Source organism: Botrimarina mediterranea (assembly GCF_007753265.1).
Classification (GTDB): Bacteria; Planctomycetota; Planctomycetia; order Pirellulales; family Lacipirellulaceae; genus Botrimarina; species Botrimarina mediterranea.
The window spans coordinates 3,137,716-3,160,038 of sequence record NZ_CP036349.1 but is presented as its reverse complement, the minus strand read 5'-3'; the positions used below and the strand labels follow the sequence as shown (position 1 = coordinate 3,160,038).

The window sequence follows — 22,323 nt, the reverse complement described above, 5'->3', positions numbered from 1 at the left end:
TAGGCCAGACGCTTATTTGGAATTTCCCAACCGCCCCACAACGGAGCGGCCAGTGTTTTCGCCAACCAGGGACGGAAAAGCAGGCGGGTTTTCGCCGGGCGACTTCGGTAGATCGCTACATTGGTGGCAAACGTCTGGGGCCTCGCATACTGTACAGGGACTGCGTACCACCGTCTTCAATAGGCAACCAGGGAGTCGCTCGTGAATCCTGCCCGCAATTCTTATCTCGCCGTACTCCTTCTCGCAGCGATGTGCTTCGACAGGCAAGCCAGTGCCGATGGCTTGGATGAGTTCGCCATCTCGACCTACTCAGCCTTCCAGCAATTCCCCGATGTCAGTGGGCAGGTCGTTGTTTGGGAAGACGGTAGAGGCGCTGCATCAGGGACCGAGTATGACATCTACGGCAAAGACCTCGGGACTGGAGTTGAGTTCTCTGTGACTACCGCGACGGGCTCACAGTATCGTCCCGTGATCAGCGGCGACGTTGTGGTTTGGGAGGACTATCGAAACGGCGGCGCCGATATCTACGCGAAGAATCTAAGCACGGGCGTCGAGTTCCCCATATCAACTGCGAGTCGAAACCAGCGGCGCCCCCAAATCGACGGCAACTTGATCGTCTGGCAGGACGAACGTAACGGGGGGAGCGACATCTATGGGTTCGATCTACTTACCAACATGGAGTTCGTCGTTTCCTCGGCAGTCGGCGACCAATTCCGGCCGGCGATTAGCGGCGATACGGTTATCTGGGTTGACTCGCGCAACCGAGGCGTTCAAGGACTGAATCTCTCCACTAGCACGGCATACGCGATCAACAACACGTTCACAGCTGACTTTCGAGGGCCTGCCATCGACGGCGAGACGGTCGTATGGATGGGCGTACGCGATGGCGTTGAGGGTTTGTATCGAACGGACTTGACGACGGGGGACTACTTTCTTGTTCGTGCTCAAAGTGAGACCAGTCAGTTGATTCAGACTCCCGTCATTGAGGGGTCCACTATCCTCTGGGGGGAAGGCGAAGGCGGGGCGCCGAACCTATTCGATATCTACGGCGAAGATTTCACGAACGGTAATACGTTCTTTGTGAGCAACGCCGCCGGTGGTCAGTACTATCCCGCGATCGACAACGGACTAATCGTTTGGACCGATGGCCGCTCAAACCAGAACAGCCCCAACATCTACGGCGCCGTCCTACCAACCATCCCCGAGCCCACAAACCTAGCGCTCGTCGCGATGCTCGCCGGTTGGGGACTCGTGCGTCGCCGTCGCTTGCAGGGGTGCTCTGGTTCCAGATTGGCACGCCATTCGTATCAGTCGGATAGGAAGGCAACCAAGCCTTCTCTTCCTTAGATGTCGGCGCGTCAGAGCGACCGTCGGTCAACCCGATAGGATCAATCATGGCCACCAAAGCTAGACCCAAATGGCAAACCGCTGAAGACGACAGCACGTGGGAACGGATCAAAGCCGCGTTCGCCAACGACTGGGAGCAGACCAAGGCCGACTTCGGTGACGATTCGGCACGGGATATGGGTCAGGATGTCGATGATACCGTCAAGCAAATGGCGGGCTCCAGTGACGCCTTCGAGAACCACGAACAGGCGTTCCGATTCGGAGTTGCGGCGCATCGCATGTACGGAATCGAATACAAGCAGTGGGACGAAGACCTCGACGCTAATTTGTCGCGAGACTACGGCGGGGACTATGAGACCGACCGCCCCTACATCCGCCACGCGTACGCTTACAAGCCTCGATAGGGCGCGTCTGATGATGGAGTGATTAACTAGGTCGCAGGGCAGACGACTGCTCTGCGGCCTTTCACTTATGGGCTCAAACCTCTCACCGCAGTCCGCCGCGCGACGAATTAGCCCGCTGCCTTCGGGCTGAACGCAGGTTGGTGCTGCAATTTCAATGAATTTATTACGCGTCAAATTTTTGGGGCGGGGGCGTTGTCAACGACGGATGGGCCGAAGTGTGACAAGATGGCGTAGGCGGTTAGACTGTGCTTTCCCCAGAGGAGCCAACCGTCTTAGCCCCCGTGATCGCCATGCATCGCCTTGCGGCTCTCATCTTGACGCTACTGCTGCCTATCGCAGCAGCGGCACAGCCCACCTTTGCTTGGGATGGATTCGACATCTACGTCGATCGTCCGAGCCGCATTGACAACGCCGCCCCCGGCCAGTCGATCGGGGATCCGGTTTACCATCGCTCCTGGGATTTCAGTCCCGCGACGCAACGTCCTGAGCAGCGGCCGCAGCGTGACCCGCTCTCTGCAAGTGACTCGTTTGCGCTATGGGTTCCACTCAAGAACTTGACTAACACAACCGACCCTTACTCGCATTACGCCACAGAGCTTCCCGTCGTGGATGGCGACACCCGCACTGTTTCGTTCGACCTCTACCATCGCCTGAATGGCTTCGTTGGGGATGCGTTCACTGGGCCGGAGGAAAGGAGCTACTGGATCGGGAATCTTTCTCCCGGCGAGTATCACGTCACGCTTCGACACTGGGACTTGCCGCCGGCGCCAGAGGGACCGGACCCGAATGGTCAACCGCACTGGCCTTGGGAAGGCACCCTCGATCGAGCAACGCTTCGCCAGACCGATACCTGGACTGTGCGGGTCATCCCCGAGCCCACCACCGTAGTGCTCGCCACGATGCTCGCTGGCTGGTGGATGATGGGGCGGCCGCCGCGCCACGAAAGTAGCCCGCTTCCTTCGGGCTGAACGCTGGTTGTTGCTGCAACTGCAGGGGGTTCGCTGGAGACGCTTTTAGGGGTCGGCGGCCAGTGAAGCGTGACCTCGCTCGCCGTTGTCGGTTACGGTTAGCTAGTACGAGCCCCATGGAGATCAGACTAATGCCTCGATCGTTCCTCTAGCTCCTCCTCGTCGCCGCCTACGGCCAGCCTACAATTGCGGCCGTGAGCTTCGATTGGGCGGTCGTGGGAAACCCGGACAATGCCGCCGATCCTGATAATGGACTCGGCACGGTCGCTGACACCTTCGCGGTTGCACGCACCAATGTCTCCAACCGCCAATACGTCGAGTTTCTCAACGCCAAGGCAATGGATGATCAGTATGGTCTCTTCTCGTCGCAGATGATGAGCAGTAGTCACGGCGGCATCGTTCGGCTAGGCGATATCGGTTCGTATTCGTATGCCGTCAAGGAGGATGCGTTAGGGGTCCAGGCCGGCCGAGACTATAGCTATGCGAATAAACCAGTCGTATTCGTGACTTGGTTCAATGCCGTACGGTTCGTGAATTGGATGCATAACAGTCAGGGCGACGGAGACACAGAAAGCGGCGCCTACGATTTGACTCAACTCCCAGCGGACCTGTCTCAACCCTTCACTGTCAGCAGGAACTCGGACGCAAAGTACTGGCTGCCAAGCCTGGACGAGTGGTATAAGGCCGCGTTCCATGACGCGTCTGCGGGGAAGTCGGCTGTCTATTTTGATTTCGCAACTGGCTCGAACTCCGTGCCCGACTCCGATGATCCAGCAACGCTGGACACGCCGAACACGACAAACGTCGCCAACTTTACCCGATACGCGCCGGGCGATGGCTACAACTCAGGCGAAGCCATGCCGAACAGGATGTATCCGCTAACAGATGTTGGAGCGTATAGCGAGACAACGAGTTCATACGGTGCCTTTGATATGGCCGGCAATGTCTGGGAGTGGACTGAGACGAACTCAGTCTCCCCATCAGATTCTGTGTTGATGGGTGTTTCCGGCAGCGCTTGGAGGTCTGACTTTCAAGTTCTCCTCTCAGGACAGCCGGTTGGTATTGGGTCGTCGCCTCTGAGTGTCGCGATCGATCGCGGCTTTCGCGTCGCCACCATCCCCGAGCCCACCGCCCTAGCGCTCGCCGCGATGCTCGCCGGCTGGGGCCTCATGCGTCGCCAGTCCCTAATGCCTGCGCCGGTTCCGCAGCGTCGCGACAAACGCTATACACGCAAGTGCCGTTGCGGAAGGCTCAGGCACTCGAATCAGCGAGATCAGCCTGAATGGGTTGGAGTTGTAGCCCGAGTTGGCAGTGTCGAACGTGAGATACAGTTCGGCGTTGTCGGAGTCGTAGTCGGGTCCCGTATTGTCCAGGAAGTACGATAGGTCGGGAGGATTGGCGGATAGGTCAGCTGTGGCGATGCCTTCCATATCCAAGTCCGCCATTCGTATGTGTGCGCCGACGAGATTGCGGCGCCCGAAAACTCTTGTGTCGAGTGATATACCGGCGACCGGGAAGTAGGCGACGTACTGGTCGGAAAGGAAGTTGTAGGACCCGCTAGTGCGGACGGGGTTGCCGATGCGAATTGTCCCTCCGCCGTAGCCCGTCGCTTCTCCAAAACCCTCCATCGCAAGCGTGGCACCCTTTATGGCGTTGTCGTACCAGGTGAAGCCCACTGGGCTCGCAGGAGGGTCGCCTGGCGTATCTAGATCGAACGTGTATGTTCCGACAACGCGTGTCCCTAGGGGCACCGTGTAGAAGGCTTCTGAATACTGACTGACGCTCTCTGCCACGAACTGGAAAGTCACGAGGCTAGCGGCGGTAGCGCAATACGATGTCCCCGCCACGGCAGTGAGAATAAATCCGATTGCGTTAGCTCTCATTAGACCATCCCTTACTTCTTATGGTTGCGCAAGATTGCAGACCAGCGAGCAGCAGGTAGCCCGCACGATATCATGCCAATCTCGGCGGTGCCACGCCTGGATGCTTCGTAGCGGGGGGCTCTTCAATGGTAAAACCAACCGCTAGGGCCGCCTCTCCGCCCGCTACTCATGATATAGCGGCTTGAGCCAATAAGTGTACGGGCGTATTCTGCGGCGATCATGACGCCGCTCCAACGATTCGCCGCTCTCACTGCCGACCACTTCACCATTGCCGAGACGGTGCGCGACGTCGAAGCCGAATGGGGCGCTGGCGCCCCGGTCGAGAAGATCGCCCACCGGGTCGGGCTGAGCGAGCTTGTCATCGTCACCGGGCTGATCGACTTGGCGGTCGTGGGCGTTGTGACGTGGGCGCCGCTGGAACAGATCGCCTTCTTCGAAGCCGGGTCACCAGTTCTAGGAGCCATCGAGTAGCAGCAATGTCCCCCGCCGAGAAGCTGAAGAAAGCCGAGCCGACCACCTCGATTCCGACGCGCGTGCCGAAGTCGTTCGCCGCGAAGGCGTTGGCGAACCAGATGAGCCGATCCGAAGCGCTCTATGAGGCGGCGAAGGCTTGGATGGCGGCTCGCTGATGACACAGGCTCCGTCGAGCTGAAAACAATGCCAGGACGTTCAGGCACTACTGACGCACTGTGGATCGCTGGGGCTTTACACCTACACGACCCCGTGGCGATAGCACGCACGGCGCGAAGTTATAGCGATTGTTTCGGTCGTGGTGCATGCACACCCCTTAGGTCTTGCCAAAACCTCGCAGGCGTCGCGAATCCCCTACTGCGTGGGCGCCGAGTATTCCGGTCTAGAGCACCAGGACGGTGCCCCGCATTCTGCATCGTCAAATCTAGGGATTGGTGAGCGATGTCTGCAACTCAATGGCGCCGAATCGAGCGACAGTCGATCGCGATTGCCGTAACTGTATTGGCCTTGGCAGTGACTGGCTGCACTCACACTCACCTCCGAAAATCGAACGTAGCACAAGTAGGCTCGATTACCGATCTGCTTTATGAGCAGACACTAAGCAATGTAGCGATGGCTCATTGCCAGCCAGGGTCACTCCCTCACGTTGCTGTCATCAGCTCCGGAACAACTCAGGCGACAAGCTCGGCAGGAAGTACGGTAGGATTGACATGGAACCCGACGACGCTCGTTAGCGAAGTCTTAAATCTCAATGGCTCCAGAACGGTAGCCGAGTCTTGGGGGATTGCTCCCGTAACTAGCCCAAGCCGATTGCGCCGAATCCAATGCGCCATGCATCTAATGACGCGTGGATATAACTTGGCAGTTGCGCCCGTCCAAAGCGATCACGCTGGAACTCAGTACCGTGTTGTACTCGCAGGCGACAATGCTTGCTCAAACTGCCTAGGGCAGCTGACCAGCGTCGGCTTCCTGCCACGACCTACTGCTGAGAAAATCGATCCTATAACACGAGATTTCTACACGTCGAATGACGCGGAAGAGTATAGACGATCGCTCTCTACCGCGATGGCATGCAAGCTACCAACTTGCTGGTACGGAATCGAGAAGAAGGGACTCGCTTGGTGGAAGTCATGTCACAGGGGACACTACCGCGGATGCTGCGGAAGCTACACCGCATGGGTCGATGCGCGCGGTATTCCCAGTCTTGCGAGAGCTACTCTATCGATCCAGGAACTCGGCGTCCTAGACCCGCCATACGTTCAAGTGGAAAAGACGGTCAAGCTGAGCGATGGCACCACCATCAAAGTGACTGGCGCCGCGAGCGGTACCGTGAACGAGTTCCAGATTCCTAGGTTGGCCACCGGAGAAAACGAATTCATGGGCAACTCGAACAGAGCAATCGATATCTTTAACCAGAGCCTACTTAACATCTCACCAGCAGCTACGCGCGAAAACCTACCACCTGCGAACCCGCCAGCCAACCTAACTCCGGTGGTCATTCCTACGATTCCGAGCCTCCCTATTACGACTGGCCCGTAGTTCAACAACTACAAAGCTGCTCTACCGCGGCCGATCCGCTGGGAGTCTCTAGGTGATGGTTGACAGGCGAGGAGGTTGGCGGTAGAGGTGGGCGCTTTCGGTCGACGTCCCGTTGCGACGGCAAGTGTTCACCCAGAATAACTCTCTCACAGGGGCCAGCCTAGCAATGCCACGTTGCTTCTTGATTACGGCAGTCGGCTCCCCCGAAAGCGATCGACGCCGGGCCGTCGAGACTCTTATCGAAGAGATTATCGATCCGCTGAAAGAGCCAAAGCAGATTGAGTTCCGTGCACCATTCGATGGCATTATTGGGGAGACGCTCAACCAACCGCTGCTGGAGCAAATCGTCACGGTTGACTTACTATTGGCTGATGCGACTGAACCGACACCAAATCTCCTCTACGAATTAGGTGTGCGTCATGCGATTCGGAAGCCCTGCTTCCTAATGTCTGAACACCCTGAGAATCTGCCTTCGTATTTGAAACCACTCGTGTACCATCGGTTATGCCGAACCACCGAGGGATACGCGAGAGCGAGGGAAGAGGTTTGTAAGTTTCTCGACTTAGTTAGGGAAGGTCGTCCTGCTCTCACTCAAACCGGGCAGGCGGTAGCCAGGTTTGAGCGGCGACCACAGAAGATTATCGCTGTTTGGGTATCACTAGCAGACCCTAAACGCACACCGCAACTTCGCGCCGCGCTTAGCGAACTGCTAGGCAGAGCGAGTGATGTTTTACTCATCGAGCCGATCGGGCCTGTTAGGTGCCAGGGTGACAAGGCAAGTCTGCTACTCTACTGCTACGACCCGTCAATTACTGAGATACAAGTCCAGAGCCAGATATCCAAAGCCCTCTTGAAGAACGGAGTAGATCCGTCCAGCCTATGCGTCCACTTCGGGACGCTGTAGGCGGTGGATCGCATCACTGGAACGTGGCGCCAGCACGTTACCTAGCCTGTGAGTCTGCCAAGACCGGAAGCCCGCCGGTCAGCCAACGAAAGTCTGCGGCGATCTTGCCTCCGATCGGTTTCCAAATGGCTGGACTCTAGAAACCAGAGCGGCGCAGAGATGGGGTTCGCTGTCTTCCTCAGCTGCGCGACGACCGGCGTTCTGCTGGTGGCGGCTGCGTGGGGCTTGAGACGCTATTGCGAGTTGAGGCGGGGCGATAGAAACGTGTAACCGAGACGATTGTCAACGGCGGATCAGGGGAAGCGTGACGGGGCAGCCGGCCGGGGCTATCGTTTGTGCAACTCTTCACGCTGAGGCCAATACCATGCGACAGCTACTCACGCTCGCGGCAATGTTCGCTGCCACTGCCGCCCATGCTCTCGATCCGCTGATTCTGCCAGCCGATCCCGGCCCAGAGGCAACCGTGGTTGTCAGTAAATTGACGCACGACCTCCTGCTCAATATCCCGCCCGATTACCCGCTGGATGACGAGCCTCTCTTCGGCTACTCCGGCGACCTAGATGGCGGGTTTGCTGTGATTGGCGCCCCCGAGGTCCTTGGGTCCGGGTCGGCGTTCGTCTTCAACGCCGATACAGGGGAACATATCTCGACCCTATCGACCGGACACTTCCTCTACGGTCGTTCGATATTCTCAAGCTTCGGGGGCACCGTCGATGTTGAAGGCGTGCTCGGCGTTATCACGGCGCCGCAGGCGGGCTTTTCTGATTGCGGGCCAGGTTTGGCGATGGTGTTCAACGTCGTGACGGGCGAGCGTCTCCAGACTATCTGGGGTCAGGAAGGGCAGTATACCTTTATCGGCGACGCACGGATTGATGGGGCGTTTGTTGAACTTGCCATCACCGATTACTTCGGCGGCAATGTCCGTCCGCTTCGGGTTGCACTCACCATTCCCGAGCCCACCACCCTAGCGCTCGCCGCGATGCTCGGCGTGTGCGGTCTCTTGCACCGTCGCCCGCAAAACTGAAGACGCGTAATCACTTCTCAAGAATCCGACCGCCACAATGCCCCCTTCCCGCCCCGATCTATCCCGCCCTCGATATCTTTGTCACCGGACGGGTGGAGGGGCTTCGATTGGGCTATTAGACGTCCTAGAGGATGCAGCTTGGCCTTTCGTAGGGCCGTCAAGCGTTGTCATCAAGCACTCCAGGCTGAGCGCATCTTCATAAGTGCGGATGCGGTCCAATTGGGCCACCATCCCCTGCTGCACGGCAGATTCGATTAGCCGCATCACGCGCTGCCGAGCCAATAAGTCCGATAGCGGCTCTGTGAACGGACCCACCGCGGCCTGCCGCTCGAAGTAGAGCGCGAGAAGACGATCTTGGAGAAGAGGGAGGTTTTCAGCCACCGGAACCTCTCGGGGGTAGAGAACCACTTGGCCATCAAGTTGAGTGACGACACGCGTACTATTCACCCAATTCGCCATCCGCCGCTACCGCAATTCCTCGTTCTGAATCTGTGTTATCCGCAATTGGTCACAGGAGGGCGTGGGTGGCAAGCGATCAACCGCTTTACCCCACGGGTCTACACCGGCCCCTCATCCTTACGCGAAGACTCACGGTGCGAGACTCAATGCGAAATAAGCTTCGCATCTCGAAAAGCTGATCGCTCGCGAACCATTTCATGAGGTTGGTTGGTCCGCAAGTGATCAGTTCCGTGCGTCGATCACGGCTTCTTGATTAGTCGCTAAGGTTCAGCCCTGGCATTCCCTCACGGGTTCCCTCCTTCGAGAGCTTTTTGAGGAAGGCAGTGAGGAATGCGCTCGATATGTTGATCTAGCCCACCACTTGAGATCGCAGACACCGTCGCCTGCCATCGGCGGTGTCTGCGATGGGCGATCGTGACGGGCCTCACAAGCGTTCCTCAGACGACACGCATTCAGGCCGTCGGCTTCGGAGGTCCTCTAAACCTCGATCCGGTATACGCCCCGAGAAACACTGGCGCGCAGACGAGAGCGACCAGCAGAAACTCAATCGGTACGAGTTTGTGACTGGTGGCATCTACCATCCAGTTATGCAGTACGTTGATCGCGTGCAAGACGGCGGGCGTAGGCATCGCCACTCCACGGACCGCAGAGCCGACGGAGAAGCGGTCTACCGGTTGAGAAAGCGGGACGCGGTGTGGACCCTTGTCAGACCGCCCGGCGTTTACGTCGTCACGGCAGAGTTCGCAGGCTACGCGCCGCTTGGAGCGCCAGTCACCGTTACTCCCCCGGTCCCGATGGTCGCATTTTTGGGAACGCTGAAGTCAACCTGAACTTCATGCCGCAGGAATAGCGGGAAGCTTACAAGTGCCGTCAGCCCCGGATGCCCGGCCGTACCCAAGTGTTGTAAAAAAGTCGGCTAGCTTCTTAGCATGCAGGGACACGACATAGAGAGGATTAATCTACCTTCAGCTAGAAGGCTTAACTCTCCCTTGCGCGAGGACTCTGACGCCCAGCAGCTAGATGAGTACTGGACACAGCGTTCACATTGACAAGGTGCTGCCGGCGCGTCGGTCGGACAACAGTGCAACTCACGCTCAAAACATCGACGCGGGAGGAGTCGGCTTAGATGAGGGGTAAGGGATCATATCTTTCCCCCAGAACCTCTTCGGACGAGACGCCCACCCACTGGTCGAGAAGCGTCGCGTAGACGCTGCGGAAATCGACGCCCAAAGGGAGGTCGCCATCGATCAACGCGGACAGATCGGGCGTCTTGCCGTACAAGCCGCCGTTGATGGGAGCACCTGCTACGAACACAGGACCTGCGGCGCCGTGATCAGTCCCCTTCGAGTCGTTCTCTGCAACACGTCGGCCGAACTCGCTGAAAGCGAGCACGACGACGCGTTCATCTAGCCCGTTAGCACGGAGGTCATCGAGAAACGCCTTGAGGGCGTCGGAGAACTCCCGTAAGAGGTTCCCATGGGTGTAGAGTTGTGAAGCATGCGTGTCATAGCCAGTCTGCGACGCGTAGAACACTCGGGCTGAAGAGCCGATCCGCAAGAGTTTCGCCACAACGCTGAGGTGCGACGCGATCTCCGTTGACGGGTACGACGTCCGCGAAGCGACGGCCGCTTGCTCGGCATGGGCGAATGCCTCGGCTGCCGTGTACGCCGATCGCATCTGGCGAGTGACGAACGAGCCAAGGTCGGTTCTGTCGGAGTCGCGGAGCGGCGGGAAGGAGCCATCGAGCGTCAGGTCACTGAGCTCTGTTAGCGCTGTTGCGCCGCATCGTCGGCCCCAAAGTGCGAAAGGCGTCGCTTGGTTGCCGACAAAGAACGCTTCGGCATCCACCGAAGCGGAGCCGTTCCCTCTAGTCAGATCGAGCGTGCGACCGAGCCACCCGTAGGCTTCCAGGTCGGCGTCGTGCCGGCGTCCCGACTGCCAGATGCGCATGCTGCTGAAGTGCGAGCGGTCGGGGTTCGGGTAGCCGACCCCCTGAACGATCGCCAACCGTCCGTCGTCGAACAGCTGCTTGGCGCCTTTCATCCGTGGGTGGAGGCCGACGTGGTCGTCAATCCTCAGCAGGTCGGATTCCTTCAGCCGCAGCGCCTTGCGCGCGCGGCCGTAGCCGTCGTCTCCGTAGGGGACAACCGTGTTCAGGCCGTCGTTGCCGCCGTCGAGTTGGATGACAACCAGCACGCGGTCATCGGCAACCGGCGTCGCGGCCCGCGAGGTTTTGGCGAGGAAGGTTGGCACAAAGGGCGCCGCGGTGACGAGCGACGTCGTCCGTAGAAAGTCTCTCCGTGTGAACACCGACGGCCTCCTTCTCAGCCAAGGGTCGAATCGGGAAGGGACAGCAGCCGAGCGATCGCTTCGGCGGTCGTCGGTTCGTCGTCTTTGGCGAGGGCCGGGACTGAATCGGGCGCAGCGACACCCCAGAACAAGAGCGATAGCCGCTCCACGATAGGTCCACTACCGGGCGGCAGCCCAACGACGAGGTCCACCTCGTCGGGCGAACGCCACAGCGCGCCCTCGGCGAGCGCGCTGGCGAAGTTGGCTCGGGCAATCAGCGTGCGGGTCGATAGCCACGAGCGGCCTTCGGTCCATCCGCCCACATTCGGCGGATAGAAAAGGTCCTGGCCCATCCGGGCGATCCACTCGGCCACCAACAACGAGCTCGGCGGTGAGTCGGCAAGACGCAACGATCGCAGCGCGCCGATGGCGTGCTGCGCAGGGCTGGTGACCCGCGTGCGCAGGTTGTCGTCGCGGAAGAACGCCTCGCTGCGGAGGATCGTTTCGACGCCCCAGCCAATATTAAGGCCATTCCGTTGCAACCCTGCAGCGAGTGAATTGATGGCCTCATGGTCGATGGCGCCTTCCCCCATCAGCAGCCCACCAAGCCGGTTAGCGACGCGCCGTGCTGTCTCGGGCCGGGCGAGCAAGAGGTCGAGCAGGCCGTCGCCATCGAGCGGTGACGTTTGGCCGAGGATGGTTAACTCGCTGTCGTCGTGGCGACTCTCACGAAACTCGAACGCCTGCCGCGTGATGGTCCAACCGGTGAGGGCCCTAGCCGCGGCGGCGACGTCGGTTTCGGCATAGGCGCCGGCGCCGAGCGTGAAGAGCTCCATCAGCTCGCGGCCGAGGTTCTCGTTGGGACGCCCCTTGCGGTTGGAGTCGGCGTCGAGCCATGTGAGCATCGCCGGGTGTTTGACGACCGCGCGCAGAAGGTCGCCGAACGGCGCCCGCGCGTGACGCCGTAGCAGGTCGTTCTGCTCGCGCATCCAGACGAGGTTGTTGACCTTGCGATTGCTGGTCGCGAAGTGATTGTGCCACAGCAGCGTCAGACGCTCGCCGAGCGGATCGGGCGACTTGAGCATCCGAAAGACCCACCACGCCTTGAGGCGGTTGGGATTGCCCGAGGCGGTGGCGGCGTCGCCGATCGTCGCGGCGAGTCTCTCGAACGCCGGGTCCTGCTGCGGATTGAGCAAGCGATCGATCGCTGCGTCGGGCCCTTCGTCGAGGTCGCGCTGGAGCGCCTCCCAGTCGGCCCCGAAGCCGGCGCGGCGGTGCAGGTGCACCACACGCTGGAGGTCCCACGGCGCCGAGTCGCTCGGCTCGTAGCGCTGCCACCCGCGGGGAGGCGAGGCGTTCATTGATCCACCTCGATGTCGATCGTGAGATCGCCAAGGTCGAGCTCTTCGTTGGCCTTCGCCTGGAAGTCTTTCAGAGTAATGAATCCCCCGTCCTTCAGGGCAACGATCCGGTAGGAAGCGCCGGGGATCAGCACGGGCAGTCGGAGGCGACCATCGGCGTCGGTGTCGGTCGCTCGGACGTCCGGGTAGTTGGTCCGGTCCACGTTGGAGATGAAGTCGGAGTCGGCCGAAACAACCTCCCTCCCCGACTCGGGGTTGTTGAGGGGGTCCGGTCCCGGCCGAACAACTAAGTACACGCTGACGCCAGAGAAGTTGGCGACGGGATCACCCGATTCGTCAACGAGGCGTGCCGTGACCGAGCCGCAAGGCTCAAGTGTGACGCGTTCTCCCACGTCACCGGCCCGGACCGCGACGGTGGCGCCCAGTTTCTGCTCTTGCGCTAGGAAGTGGACGGTGTGCTCTGCTTCGGACGGCAGCCCGCGAACCTCGAACCGCGCGCCCTCCACTGGGGGAGAGTGTCCCCGCCATGCAAGGTCGGTTGCATGGATGTTTCTCCATGAGACCATTAAGGCGCCATTCACCGGCGCGCCCGCCTCGTCCACCAAGCGGCCGTTCGCGACGCCGCCGCGCGTTAGCCGCACGGTCATCTCGACGGGCGAGTCTTCGGCAGTGACGTCGATCCGATCGAAGTGGTGGGCATACTGGCGTCTGCCACCTTTCTTGTTCCGGCTCAGTTCTTGGCTTGTCGATTCGGCGATGACATAGTCGTCGGTCGGGCCGTGGACCACGATCCGTCCGGGGCCGGGGAGCACGGCGGTCTCGAATCGGCCCTCGGTGTCGGTCGTTTGAATCGCCTGCCAGCCGGTGAGGATGTCGTCGGCGACGTTGGGGTTGTTATTCCTCTCGGGAACGTACTGCACCGACGCGTCGGCGATGGGTTGTCCCGTACCGACCTCGACGACCTGCCCCGTTATGAGCACGCCTCGCGGCAACGTTACGTCTACCTGCTTGACGCGGTCGCCGTCGTTCCAGTGAATGCCTTTCTCGGTTGGGGTCTGTCGCGCGAGGTAGGGCGTCCCCTCGGGCGCGTAGGCGTTAATGCCGAAACGGACCCCCGACTTGGGGCTGATGCGGAATCGCCCCTTCTCGTCAGCCTGACCGGCGACGGAGACCATCGAGCCGTACTCCTTCTGTTGGCTTGCCCAGATGGTCACCCTGGCCAGCGGCGCCGGCTCGCCGGTGTCGGCGTAAGTGACGGTCCCTTCGAAAACCTGAGCCGGCGCCAGCGGCAGGAGCAGTTCCTCGCCGGGCTTGCCGTTGCGCACCAGCGAGCGGTAGGTCCCGTCGCGCTCGCCGCGTTGCTCGGGCTGGCGCGTGTTGAGCGAGATCTGCTGCGGCGCGAAGCGGTCGTCGCCATCGACCTCGAGGTAGGCGCCGTAACCAACGGGGACGCCATGGAGCGTGAACCGGCCTTCGGCGTCGGAGACGACTGGCTGGATCCACGCGGCGGGTCCCGCTCCTTCACCCGAGTAGCCGGCCCCCGCGGGTTCGCGGCCGGGCTTGGCGGCCTCCATTACGAATCGCGGGCGCACGGTCACCCCGGCCGCCGGTTGGCCCTCGATATCGACCAGCCGGGCGAGGATCGGCTGCTCGGCCGGCAATTCGAGGTACAACGCATCGTTCTCATGATCGAGGCTGACATACTTCGAGGCGACCGCGGCGCCGTCGCGGCGCACGAGCAGTTTTGAGTAGTGGAACAACTTGGAGTCGGCCGAGTGCGTCAAGCGGAACGCGCCGGCTTCATCGGCGGTCCCTTCGGCGAGCACGACGCCGTTTGGCGAGTAGTCGCCCCCCTTGTTCGTGACCTTCCGCATCGCCACGAGCGCGACGTGCGCGCCGGCGGCGGGCTGACCGTCGGCGAGCGTCACCTTGCCCCAGAGGTTCTTCGCCGCTTCCGCCGCCTGCGTCGGCTCGGGCTTCTCTGCCGGCTTTTCGGCTGGTTTCTTTTCTTCTGCGGGCTTGTCTTCTTCTGCGGGCTTGGCAGCTTTGTCCTCGCTGTCCTTGTCGTCGCCGCCGATGACAATGTCGCCGAGGTCCTTCACCTCACCCGGCTCAATGGCCGCGTTGACGAGGGCTTTGCCGACGAGCATCGGTTGCCGCATCATGCCGTTGAACGACCGCGGGGCGGAGACCCACGCCGAGTATTTCTTCTCGTGGTGGATACCATGGAGTGTGAAGCGGCCTTCGGTATCGACCGGGATCGTTTCGGGGTTGGAGACCTTCCCCGGATGAGGCGCCCATGCGGCGACTTCGCCGCGGTTGAACGCCTCTAAGTCGAGTTGGAGAGTGGCGTCGGTGATTGGCTCGCCGTCGGGGTCGATAAGGCGCCCCGTGAACTTGCCGGCCGGGACCCACTCGATAACCACGTCCTGGTCCTTCTCCGTGACCGTTGTCGCGCCGACGCGGTTGCGGGATTCGTCGTAGACGAGGACCTGTCGGCGCTCGCCCACCTTGAGGCCCTCAACTTGGAACTGAGGCGATTCCTGTCGCTGCCAACCCCACATCTCGGCGGCGCCGTAGGATCGGTAGCCGGTGGTGAAAAGACCGCCGACCGACGGCACGGTGACGGTCACCGACGTGCTCGCTGTGAGCGGCATGTCGGCACGGATGGACTTGTCCTCCGGCGACGGATCGACCTCGACCAGACGCTGATAGTCGATCGGCATCAGGTAGTGTGGTTCGGTAGCGAACCAGCCCCGTTCGTCGCGCCCCTCGATCGCCTCGGCGCCCGCTCCGCGTGGGTAGCGGTCGATGTCACGACCAAGCGGCCCATTCGCGGCGTTGTTGTCGTACCGGAAAGCCAGCACGCCGCGGGTGGGCAGCACCGGGATGCGGAAGCGTCCCTCGGCGTCGGTCCAGTAACGGCCCTGGACGAACGTCCGACGCGTGCCGGGGTAGGACTCATCGACTTCCTTGTTCGGGAAGTAGTAGTACCCGAGACTGCCGACGATCGCCTCGTCGGTGTCGGCGTCGTAGACACGGCCTTCGGCCCAGACGCCCCGTCGCAGGCGGAAATCGGACGCCCCTTGTTCCGCGGCGGCGGACGTGTCGGCCGTGACGATTGCCGGCACGTAGGCGGCGTCGCCATCCGTGAAGGCCATGACGCGGTTCTTGTCGCCGACCGGCAGGCCGGTAATGCGGTACCTGCCGTCGGCGTCCGTGCGGGTGACAAACTGCCGGTCGTCGAGACTCGACCAGCGGTTGGTGCCGTGGATCATTCCGTCGCGGACGATGACGCCGGCGATCGGCTCGCCGGTCTGGTAGTCAACAACACGACCCTCGACCGGGCGCGACGGCGCGGCGACGTGTAGCAGGTCGTTCGGGTGGATCGTGTAGCTGGTTTCGCCAACGCCCTCGTCGATGGTGAACTCGATCTTCTCACCCGGCATGTTGCGGGCGACGACCTCGGCCGTTTCGATGCCCTCCCCTTCGATCACCAATTGCAGCAGCAGGTTGTCTTCGATGCCACGCAACGCAAAGCGGCCGTCAGCGTTCGTGGTTGCCGCGGGTAGGGCTAACGTCGTCAGCGGGGGCTCGATGATGTTCAGCAGGTCGAACACCTTGGAGCGCCATTCGGCGTTCGGCTGCGTGTCGCCTTTCGCCCCGTACCAGGGGCCGGCGGGATCGTTCGCCCGCCGGGACCAACGCGTTTTGATCGTCGCGCCGGCGACCGGATTGCCGTCGATATCGATGACGCGGCCGCGGAGCGGCTCGCCCTCGGCCGGGAGTTCGATGACGGTCTGGCTCGCCAAAGCCGACAAAGCGGCCCCGATCACCGTCACCGTCACCGGCTGCGGTCGCGGCCGCGACTTGCCGAGGTAGCCGGGACGCTCGACCGCGAAGCCGTAGCCCGGCGCCCGGACGACGATCCATTGCGAATAGCTCCAGCTCGCCGGTGCGTCTTTGGGGAGTTCGACGACGGGCGCTGGGAAACGGAAGCGGCCCTGGTCGTCGGTCGTCGCCAAGAGCCGCGGCTTCATCGGCTCGATGTCATGGACACGAGTGTGGAAGTAAAGGAATTCGGCGCCGGCGATCGGCTTGCCGTCGGGACCGACCACGACACCCGACTCCTGCTTCGCTTGATTACCCTTCGCCTCGACCTCGACAGGATCCGCCCAGGCGGTGTCGGCCGTAGCGGCGCTCGCCGGCTTTACCGCGGCTTGCTCGGGTTGCGTGGCTCGCTTGGCGAACTCCTTCTCGTCCGCGGCGAGACGCACGTCGCCCACGTCCAGGGTCTGGCCCGACTCGACGCGGATGACAACATCAACCGGCCCGCTCTGGAAACGCATCGCCGCGGCCGTCGAGCTCGACATGGCCGCCGGGTCGTACGCATTGAGCCGGTAGTCGATGCCTGGGACTAGGCACGCGATCTCGAATCGTCCTCCATCGTCGGTTTCATAGATTGCATTGCTGTTGCTCTCTCGGTTGGCGGGGAGCGGCGGCGCTTGGTACGACTTATTGAACGTCCCGAAGTCGTCGGCGTTCCGCAGATGCCAGGCCGTGAGGGTGCAGTTCGCTAGCGGTTCTCCTTCGGTGTCGAGGAGACGGCCCGTCGCTTTGCCGGCGGGTTGCAGCTTAACGACTAAGTCTTCGGGCGCCGCGCCGGCCACGACGACGCGGCCCGCGAGGTTCCGCTGGAGGTCCATGGCGTAGACGTGCCGCGGCTGGTCCGGCTCGTAGCCCACCAGCTCGAATTGGCCGTCACTGGCCCGGTTCCATGAGCTCGCAAACTCAGCGATCCGGTTCGTGTATCGAAAACTGGTGATCGGCTCGCCATCCGGACCCACGACGCGGCCAGCGACGGTCGTTCCGGAGTCAAGTTCGAGGTTTAACTCGATGCGGGTCGCTTCACTCGCCGGGTCGATCTCCGCTACCTCGTGGTAACTCGACGGCATGAGATACGACGGTTCGCAACGGATCATCGGCTCGGCCGCTTCTCTTGATCCGTCCGGTTTGAGGATCTCCGTCGCTCGGGGGTAGCGCTCGTGCTGGTACGCTTGGAACGTCACGTAGCCGTGACCCGGCAAGACAGCGATCCGGTAACGTCCCTTATCGTCGGCCAGCAGCCGGTCTCGTTCATCGACCTGCAGCGATCGAGCGAAGCGATGGTCGGGATTCTCAGGGGGAACGTAGTAGGCGATATGGCCCGCGATCCCGTCGCCGGTACGCTTGTCGGTGATGCGTCCCTCCAGCCAAATCCCCCGATGGAGCTCGAAATCGACCTCGAGCGGGCTGTCGACGCTTTCGGTGTTCGCTAGCCTTGCCGACGAAAAGTAGGCGATGTCTCCCTCGGGAGCGATCGCGGCGATGCGATTGTCCGCGCCGATCGGCATCCCGTTGAGGGTGTAGCGCCCTTGTTGATCGGTAACCGTGCGGACGAAGTCGGCGCCCCAGCCGTTCAGTTCGTTGCCGTGGCGTTTCTGGCTCTTGATCGTCACGCCCGCGAGGGGCTGTTTGGTCTCTTCGTCGCGAACGACGCCGGAGATCGGGGTCGAGGGGCCGACCACGTAGCTGAACTCGGCCGGGTAGTAGGTCAATCGCCTTGCATCGGGGCGGCTTTGCTCCTCCACGAGTTCGATCGGCTCGCCCGCCTCGGTGCGGGCGAGAACCAGATTGGTCTCGACGCCCGGCCCTTCCAACTGCAACCGCGCGATCCGGCCCTGGCCGATGCCCCGCAGGGTGAAACGGCCCTCGGAATCGGTCGTCGTGGACGGAACCGCCGTGCGGATCTGCCAGTCAGAGACCATGCGAGGCGTCGTCATCCGCGCGGAGTAGAAGTCCGCCTTCGGCTGCGCGGCCGCTTCACGCCACGCCGTGAGGTCGTCGTCGGCGCTGCACCAGATGCGATCGAGTGACAGTCTTGCGCCGGCGACAGGCTTTCCATTGATGTCAAGAATCCTGCCGCGGATCGGCGCTTCGTCCCGCGCGAGTTGCAGCGGCTTGCCAGCGGCGCCGAGCATCGTTTCCGCTTGTTCGCGGAACGGTTCGGGGAGCCCCTTGACCCTCTCGACGGCTTCGCTTTGCCACTCGCCGGTGGCTTCGAAACGGGCGGCCGTCGAGATCGCAAAGCCGAAACCCGTTCTTGACGCCACGATCGATGCGGCCTTGAACTCTCGCTCGGTCGCTTTCGGACCGAAGTCGCTGGGAGCCGCCTGGAAGCGGAAGTCGCCTTGAGCGTCGGTCGTCGCGATGGGTTTGAACGCCGAGTCGAGAACGCCCGTGGCCTTCGGGACATAGAACACGTAGTACAACTCGGCTCCGGCGACCGGTTTGCCGTCGGGATCGACGACCTTTCCGGCGAACTCAACGGCAGCGACGTCCCCTTTCGGGGCGATGCCTGCTGCTGCCGCCATTGCTTCTCGGACCGGCTCGGGCCGCTCGTCGTTCGTGACGTCGATATAGCCCAGATCGATCGTTTCGCCAGGATGGACCGCCAGTTTCTCCGCCAAGGTGGCGAATCCCTGCTCCTTCGATTCCAAGTAAACGTTGTAGGTCGTCCCGCAGAGCACGCCGCCGTGCTCGAACCGCCCTTCTTCGTCGGTGGAGACGGTGTCCAATTCGGGGCTGTAGTCGCCTCCGGGGAGGGGATGGAGCCGGACGCGGGCGCCCGATAACGGCGCGTCATTCTCGTCGATGACCCGGCCACGGACCGTGACGCAGGGTTCGAGCGTTACCGTGATCTCATCGGGCGACTGGGCTTCCGAAATCCGCAGCGCCTTGCCAACGCCTAGTTCCTCCGACTGGATCATCAGCGTCCGCTCCTCCCCCTTCGCCAGGGCGCTGACGTCGAAGGGTGACCCTTCGGGCGTCTCCCAGAACTCGCGGTGAGCGAGCCCGGCGACGCGTAGCATAGTGACCACTTCTCCATCGGGCCCCAGAGGCGTAACGCGGATCGAGGCGCCCCGGTCGAGCTCGAAGTCGACGACGAACTCGTCGGCCCCATCATGGACCTCGACCTCACGCATGATCGTTGGGTGCTTCGTCGACGCCCCTGCCCCGTGGCGGTAGGTGGAGAAGTGACCCGATTCGTTAGCGCCCGAGATCTGATCTGAGCCCTGCCCAATCGGGCTCGGCAGCGCGCTGCCGACAACCAAGCCGACGATCCCTTTGCCCGGGATGCCAACGAGCCGGAAGCGGCCATTCTCGTCGACAGTGTACCGGTGTTGGTAGCCGGCGATGTTGCCGTCGCTGTCATACTCCGGCAACGCCTGCGCGAAGGGATTCGCCAGATAAGGGTACTGGTGTGCCAGCACGATGACGGGAAGGCCAACGGGGCGCTGCGTCTCGCGGTCGATGATACGTCCGGTGATCCAAACGCCACGGTATAGTTCGAGGTCGAGATCGACCGGACCCAATCCCGAGCGGTCGGGGACGTCAAACTCTCGCATTAGGTATGGTTGCGAATCGTTGGGAACCGCAATGATCTGGCGGCCAACGTCCTTCGGCATTCCAACGAGTCGGTAGCGGCCACGAGCATCGGACTGGGTTCGAATCTCACGTCTAGCCGATGTGTCATACTCACGCATCCGATAGGATTCCACCGCTACGCCAGCAAGCGGCTCGCCCGTCTTAGCGTCGCGGACAACGCCTTCGATGGGCTGCGTCGCCGCCACGACGACCTGGCACTCGGCGCCGTAGACGGTGTGCTCTCTCGACCAATCTGGGTCGGGCATGCCATCGACGGCCACGACGGGCGTCATCTCGCGCGTCGCGATCGTTAACTGCGTGAAAGCAATTGTCGGACCCTCGAGTGTGGCTCGGACCACGCGCTCGCTGCCGACCCCCTTGATGACGAAGGCTCCATCGGCGCCGGTCACGATCGGCCGAGCGAGGGTCCCGGGCGCTTGAGGTGTCCAACTCTCAATGTGCTTACCGACCGCCTCCCAGATGATTACCCCCCGACGCAGCGCCGCGAGCCAGGCGTCGAGATTGGTAGTAGCGGGAGCGGCGACGCCTTTTACACGCAGCGTGGCGCCGGCTACCGGCTCGCCTTCTTCGTCGAGAACCCGGCCCCGAATCGCGATGTCATCCGCCGCTAATTGCAGGGTGGGGGCTTCCTTCGCTTTCGCTGGATCGGAGGCTACCGAAGCCGGTCCAAACCCCGGAGCACTGGCGACGAGCGTTGGCTGCTCGTGCCTTGGGTAGCGGAGTGTGAAACGCCCGCTCTCGTCCGACGTGGTCGTCGCGAGGGGCGACTTTGATGCGTCAGGATCATGGATCCAGCGTTGGGCCTCGACCGTGGCGCCGGCGAACGGGCGGCCGGCGGGGTCAACCACGCGCCCTTCGACCGTTACGACTTTCTCCTCGGAAGGGGTGTCATCATCGGCGACGTCGTCGGACGAGAGCTCTTGGTCGGCCCCTGCAACCTCCTCCGTCAAGGCGGCGCTGGCCTTGGAGACCGCCGAGTTCAGTCCTACCAGCCCTGCCATTGTCGCGCCGACGAGCCCGCCGCCGATCACCAGCGCCAGAAGCAGATTGCCCACACGAGTCGAGAGTGGCCGCGAAGTGTCGAGTATTCGGACAACGCGGCGGCCGAGCATCGAACGGAACGACACGATGCCGACGCCCGCCGCGGCGATCGGCGTGGCTCCGAGCTCGGCGATGCTCACCAACCGGTCGGCATAGTCCGTGCGGTCTGACCCGAGTTGCACGACGTAGTCGTCGCACACCTCCTCGGCCGCCGCCTCGATGCGGCGCGACAGGCTCCATAGCAAGGGTTGGAAGAACATCGCCGAGGTCGATAGTCGCCTAGCGAGGTTCCACCCCGTGTCGTGGCGTTTCAGGTGTGCGAGCTCGTGGACAAGGACATCCTGGAGCGAAGTCCCATCGTGCTCCTCCGGTAGCAGTACCGCCGGGCGCCGGATCCCCGCGAGGCAGGGGCTCGGCAGGTAGGGGCTCCGCAACACCTGCGGCGTCGCGACGCCCAATTGAGTCGCGAGCTCGCTACAGAGCCGGTGGGTCGGCTCGTCGGCGACCGTCGAAGCGGACCGCAAACGCAGCAGAGCTCGCCATGCTAAGGCGAGGCGAGCGAGCAGCACCCCGCTCACCACGAACCATAGGACAGCGGCGCCAATAGCGACGGCGCCGAACACGGTGAGTGCCGGCGTCGGGGATGAAGTCGCCGGCGGGCCCACCGACGACGCCAGGAAACGATCGCTGGATGGAAGTCGTGAACTGTCCGAATCCTGCGAGGCTGCCAGCGGAGGGACCGGTAGCGGAGCGAGAGCGGCCACGGCGCTGAACTCAACGGCAGCCGGCGCCGATCCAAGCGGAACGGGAACTGGGGCCGTAGGCTCCTGAGGCGGCGTGGCCACGGGTTCTGCTTCCGGCGTGGTCGGTTCGGCCTGAGCCATCAAGGCGGGCAGTTCCACCGACCATCCGCTGACGCCGGCGAGCGAAAGCCCCCACGTCGCCATTGGGCACGCGATCACCGCGACGAGCGTTGTGCGGTAGACGGCCGATTGCACGGCCGATCCTCGGCGCCGCAGCGCATGACCCAGGGCCAGACCTGCGGTCAGCAGAAGGGTCGACTGCAAGAGCCAGTTGACGACCAGCTCGGAAGCGGCGCCCAGGACCTCGACTGCCGACGCCGCCAATTCTTGGTCGACCATGGT

At 62.2% G+C, this 22,323-nt stretch carries 10 protein-coding genes; 7 read left to right on the top strand and 3 right to left on the bottom strand.

The window, feature by feature from the left end; all coding sequences use genetic code 11:
* The first annotated feature begins 201 nt into the window (after window positions 1–201).
* From Spa11_RS12275 to Spa11_RS12250, 7 genes are all read left to right on the top strand, one after another.
* The gene (locus tag Spa11_RS12275; RefSeq protein ID WP_145112632.1) at window positions 202–1,347 is read left to right on the top strand and encodes a PEP-CTERM sorting domain-containing protein; all 1,146 of its coding nucleotides are present in this window, start codon (window positions 202–204) and stop codon (window positions 1,345–1,347) included.
* A gap of 47 nt (window positions 1,348–1,394) precedes the next feature.
* Window positions 1,395–1,751: a hypothetical protein gene (locus Spa11_RS12270; protein WP_145112630.1), complete on the top strand. Its 357-nt coding sequence runs from the start codon at window positions 1,395–1,397 to the stop codon at window positions 1,749–1,751.
* Between the two features lie 290 nt (window positions 1,752–2,041).
* Window positions 2,042–2,719 (top strand): hypothetical protein, encoded by a 678-nt coding sequence (locus Spa11_RS12265; RefSeq protein WP_145112628.1) that lies wholly within the window; start codon window positions 2,042–2,044, stop codon window positions 2,717–2,719.
* Between the two features lie 194 nt (window positions 2,720–2,913).
* Window positions 2,914–4,104 carry a formylglycine-generating enzyme family protein gene (locus Spa11_RS12260; RefSeq protein WP_197529341.1) on the top strand — a complete coding sequence of 397 codons (1,191 nt, stop codon included), beginning with the start codon at window positions 2,914–2,916 and terminating at the stop codon, window positions 4,102–4,104.
* A gap of 717 nt (window positions 4,105–4,821) precedes the next feature.
* Window positions 4,822–5,073 carry a hypothetical protein gene (locus tag Spa11_RS12255; protein ID WP_145112624.1) on the top strand — a complete coding sequence of 84 codons (252 nt, stop codon included), beginning with the start codon at window positions 4,822–4,824 and terminating at the stop codon, window positions 5,071–5,073.
* Window positions 5,074–5,078: 5 nt separating this feature from the next.
* The gene (locus Spa11_RS22955) at window positions 5,079–5,231 is read left to right on the top strand and encodes a hypothetical protein (protein WP_197529340.1); all 153 of its coding nucleotides are present in this window, start codon (window positions 5,079–5,081) and stop codon (window positions 5,229–5,231) included.
* A gap of 2,649 nt (window positions 5,232–7,880) precedes the next feature.
* Window positions 7,881–8,540, top strand: coding sequence for a hypothetical protein (locus tag Spa11_RS12250; RefSeq protein WP_145112622.1), 660 nt, complete (start codon window positions 7,881–7,883; stop codon window positions 8,538–8,540).
* Between the two features lie 1,581 nt (window positions 8,541–10,121).
* Here the strand turns inward: Spa11_RS12250 and Spa11_RS12245 are convergent.
* Genes Spa11_RS12245 through Spa11_RS12235 form a run of 3 tightly spaced genes read right to left on the bottom strand, consistent with a single transcriptional unit; the run spans window position 10,122 to window position 22,320 of the window.
* Window positions 10,122–11,309, bottom strand: a complete 1,188-nt coding sequence (locus tag Spa11_RS12245) for a DUF1501 domain-containing protein (protein ID WP_145112620.1) — start codon at window positions 11,307–11,309, stop codon at window positions 10,122–10,124.
* Window positions 11,310–11,323: 14 nt separating this feature from the next.
* Entirely contained in the window at window positions 11,324–12,649 is a 1,326-nt protein-coding gene (locus tag Spa11_RS12240) for a DUF1800 domain-containing protein (protein WP_145112618.1), read from the bottom strand.
* On the bottom strand, window positions 12,646–22,320 hold the full coding sequence (locus Spa11_RS12235; protein WP_145112616.1) for a carboxypeptidase regulatory-like domain-containing protein: 9,675 nt from the start codon (window positions 22,318–22,320) through the stop codon (window positions 12,646–12,648). The genes Spa11_RS12240 and Spa11_RS12235 overlap by 4 nt, the downstream gene beginning before the upstream one ends.
* Window positions 22,321–22,323 lie beyond the last annotated feature (3 nt).

What these genes read in the sequence shown, in the direction of transcription:
- Spa11_RS12270 (WP_145112630.1), top strand. Translation starts at nt 1,395, where the DNA reads ATGGCCACCAAAGCTAGACCCAAATGGCAAACCGCTGAAGACGACAGC.
- Spa11_RS12265 (WP_145112628.1), top strand. Translation starts at nt 2,042, where the DNA reads ATGCATCGCCTTGCGGCTCTCATCTTGACGCTACTGCTGCCTATCGCA.
- Spa11_RS12255 (WP_145112624.1), top strand. Translation starts at nt 4,822, where the DNA reads ATGACGCCGCTCCAACGATTCGCCGCTCTCACTGCCGACCACTTCACC.
- Spa11_RS22955 (WP_197529340.1), top strand. Translation starts at nt 5,079, where the DNA reads ATGTCCCCCGCCGAGAAGCTGAAGAAAGCCGAGCCGACCACCTCGATT.
- Spa11_RS12250 (WP_145112622.1), top strand. Translation starts at nt 7,881, where the DNA reads ATGCGACAGCTACTCACGCTCGCGGCAATGTTCGCTGCCACTGCCGCC.
- Spa11_RS12240 (WP_145112618.1), bottom strand. Translation starts at nt 12,649, where the DNA reads ATGAACGCCTCGCCTCCCCGCGGGTGGCAGCGCTACGAGCCGAGCGAC.
- Spa11_RS12235 (WP_145112616.1), bottom strand. Translation starts at nt 22,320, where the DNA reads ATGGTCGACCAAGAATTGGCGGCGTCGGCAGTCGAGGTCCTGGGCGCC.